This is a genomic window from Ethanoligenens sp. (genome assembly GCF_047718355.1).
GTDB lineage: Bacteria > Bacillota > Clostridia > Oscillospirales > Ethanoligenentaceae > Ethanoligenens.
In genome coordinates, this window is sequence record NZ_JBDNLG010000155.1 from 1 (window position 1) to 2585 (window position 2585).

The following is a 2585-nucleotide window of genomic DNA, read 5'->3' on the forward strand; positions in this document are numbered from 1 at the left end:
ACACCACGCTTAAAGAGATTATCAATCGTTGAATATGGAATCTCGTGGAACACGGAAAACGCTCTTATACTTTTATATTTATCAAGTATCAATCGCTTAATCATGTCTTCGGTCTTTGGCATCACTTCGTCCTCTTTCTTGCGTTTATTGACTACTGCATAAAAATTTCTTTCGGGTTGCTGCCATCCAAATCTTGTTAGGGCGATTTGGGTGGATTTTTTAGCTTTTTAAAATTTGCTTTGCGACGGCGGTGTTCTTCAAACTCATATCCTTTTTTAATCCATGGATGTGGATCGTCATCAACAGAACGAAAATTTTCGGCGATCGCGCCTGTTTCAAACTGGTGATAAAAGCTGTTTGATGCATCAAGGAGTATGGCTAACTTTTGGTCTATTGCTTTTTCTCTTAAGTCCATCCGGTGTAGCCTCTCATCCATTTGCAATTCGCCTTTCTGCCGGGCATATTCCTGCATAATCAAATGGCTAATATACTTACCATGTGCCATACCCTCACGTGCTGCTAACTCCGGCAATTTTTCGGCGGCATCGTCCTCTATAACAAAGTGTTTTCTGGGCATTTTATTTTCCTCCAAGATTTCGGTTCACAGCCTATTTTCGGGGCTCGGGGGTGGTTTTCAGAAAGAGCATAAGGGGGCGGGGCCCCAAAGACGCGCAAATCCTGTCAGTGACAGGATTTGAACGGGGTCCTGAAAAGGTGCGTTGTGGGTAGCGTGTGGGTAACAGAAGTTCCATTTCCTAGGAGATGTTGACCCTTTTCGGGGGAATTACCCACACGCGACCCACGGTTTTGAGGGTGTGGCCATGAACGACCCACTCTTAAAAATCGTCAATTTCGGTGTCATCTGGAGCCGTTTCATTGTTAAATAACCCCCATATGATATGCAGCAATTTGGTTATTTTTGCAATGGCAGTTATATTGATTTCGATGAGATCTCCGCGCCTTTTCAATTCGTTAGAAATGACATCTTCGGTCAACAATCGGACGGTATCCGGCATCATACGAATAAATATAGAGTCCGTATAAAGCATATAAATTTCAAGGGCATTGATGATAAATGCACTTCTGTCTGGAAATCTTGAATGCGAAAAGCACAGGTTCATCTTATCAAAAGTTTCTTGAGATATCCCTTTGATTTTGATTTCATGTGTCATGTACATCACCTCTCTTTGATAATTTTGGCTATCGCCTATGCCCCCTTTCGGGGGCATTTCGACCGGTTGCCTTCCGGTTCTCATCAGGGCGATATAACGGAAATTATGTTGTGGATTCACCGTTTTTATATGCATTGGAGGGCACGGAGTGGCGGTATCGGCGGTAGGTATTCCGGAAACTCCAATGCGAACACCTTGCGCAGGCGCAGGCTGCTGCGTACTCTGTTGGTGTTCTTCTTTAAGCATTAGCAAACGCCCACGCTTGGCTTGTTCGACCAGAATAGACATATTTTCACCAATGTAACTTTCAATAAAATCCCTTAGAATGTTATCCCAAGTCGTGCCGCGGGCAGTTGAAATTTCAATGGCGGCATCCAGCTGCCATTTGGGGATGTTGCTATCTTTATTACGGCTTTTTGGCATCGTTTTTAGACTCCTTTTTAGGTGGTTTTGGGCAAGATTGTTTGGAAGCTGCCCTGTCTTTTATTCTCAAGAATGCTCCCAAAATGCCAATCGCGAAGAGCAAAGCAATCAGGATGTACGGCATTATTTCTTGCTCCTTTCCGACACAGTGGCTTTCTCCGAAACTGCGCTGGAGGCTGCACCCGAATTCAACACCTTTGTACTACGATAATCAATGGAAACCATCTGCGTAAACTTCGTCGTGGGGGCGAGGCCCTGCCCGGAATCACCGAAAATATCCGACGACGTGTTCCCCGGAGCACTTACCGTCTGTGCGCCGTATGTGGAGGTTAAAACGAAGGATACATAATAATAGTTTTTTGGAATACCGTGTACCTCCAGCCAGCACATATCCGGGCTGTTTTCAGGCTGGGATACTACGCTGGCGAGCTGACGGCCGGAGCTTGTGCTGCCTAAATATGCTGTTATTTTAAACGGGGTTGTAGTGTCACCCTGTTCTTTCTGGAGTACCTGAACGCGCATAGTTTGTGATGCCGGATCATACGTTGCATCCTGAAAACGGATGAGCCAATCCCCTAATTGGATGACCTGTTTGTAGAGCAGGTTTTGATGGGGCCGGTCATCAGGCATCCACGCTTTTGTGGAGAAAAAGAACACCAGCAGAGCAATAACGACGATCAAAAAAACAGTATAATGTCTGCCTGCGGATAACTTCAATTTGCCCCTCCTTTCTGTCTTATGGGCCGTTATAGACGCATTGCGTATACATTGCCGCTTCCGCTTGGTGGACAAAAAAGAAAAACATAGCAAGTGACATCGCATAGATATGCGATTTATTTATATATGTATATATCCTTGACGTGCGAAGGGTCGGGGATTCGAGTTCCTCAGCGCGCACCAGTTAAAAATACCACCTTATAGCTTATTTAAGCCATAAGGTGGCATTTTGTTTTGTGTTTAAATACGAAACCATAGTATACCGTGGTATAT

At 44.7% G+C, this 2585-nt stretch carries 3 protein-coding genes; all 3 read right to left on the reverse strand.

Annotated features, from left to right (window positions below; translation table 11 throughout):
• Positions 1–196: 196 nt before the first annotated feature.
• The 3 genes from ABF463_RS14370 to ABF463_RS14380 all read right to left on the reverse strand — a co-directional run bounded on the left by ABF463_RS14370 (position 197) and on the right by ABF463_RS14380 (position 2312).
• Entirely contained in the window at positions 197–577 is a 381-nt protein-coding gene (locus ABF463_RS14370) for a hypothetical protein (RefSeq protein WP_415534703.1), read from the reverse strand.
• A 259-nt stretch (positions 578–836) separates the two neighbouring features.
• Positions 837–1595: a hypothetical protein gene (locus tag ABF463_RS14375; RefSeq protein ID WP_415534705.1), complete on the reverse strand. Its 759-nt coding sequence runs from the start codon at positions 1593–1595 to the stop codon at positions 837–839.
• A 123-nt stretch (positions 1596–1718) separates the two neighbouring features.
• Complete coding sequence (locus ABF463_RS14380; protein ID WP_415534707.1) at positions 1719–2312, reverse strand: hypothetical protein; 594 nt, start codon at positions 2310–2312, stop codon at positions 1719–1721.
• Between the last annotated feature and the right edge of the window lie 273 nt (positions 2313–2585).

Bases quoted from the DNA above. Each gene is read 5' to 3' on its own strand.
- ABF463_RS14370 (WP_415534703.1), bottom strand. From the start codon at position 577: ATGCCCAGAAAACACTTTGTTATAGAGGACGATGCCGCCGAAAAATTG.
- ABF463_RS14375 (WP_415534705.1), bottom strand. From the start codon at position 1,595: ATGCCAAAAAGCCGTAATAAAGATAGCAACATCCCCAAATGGCAGCTG.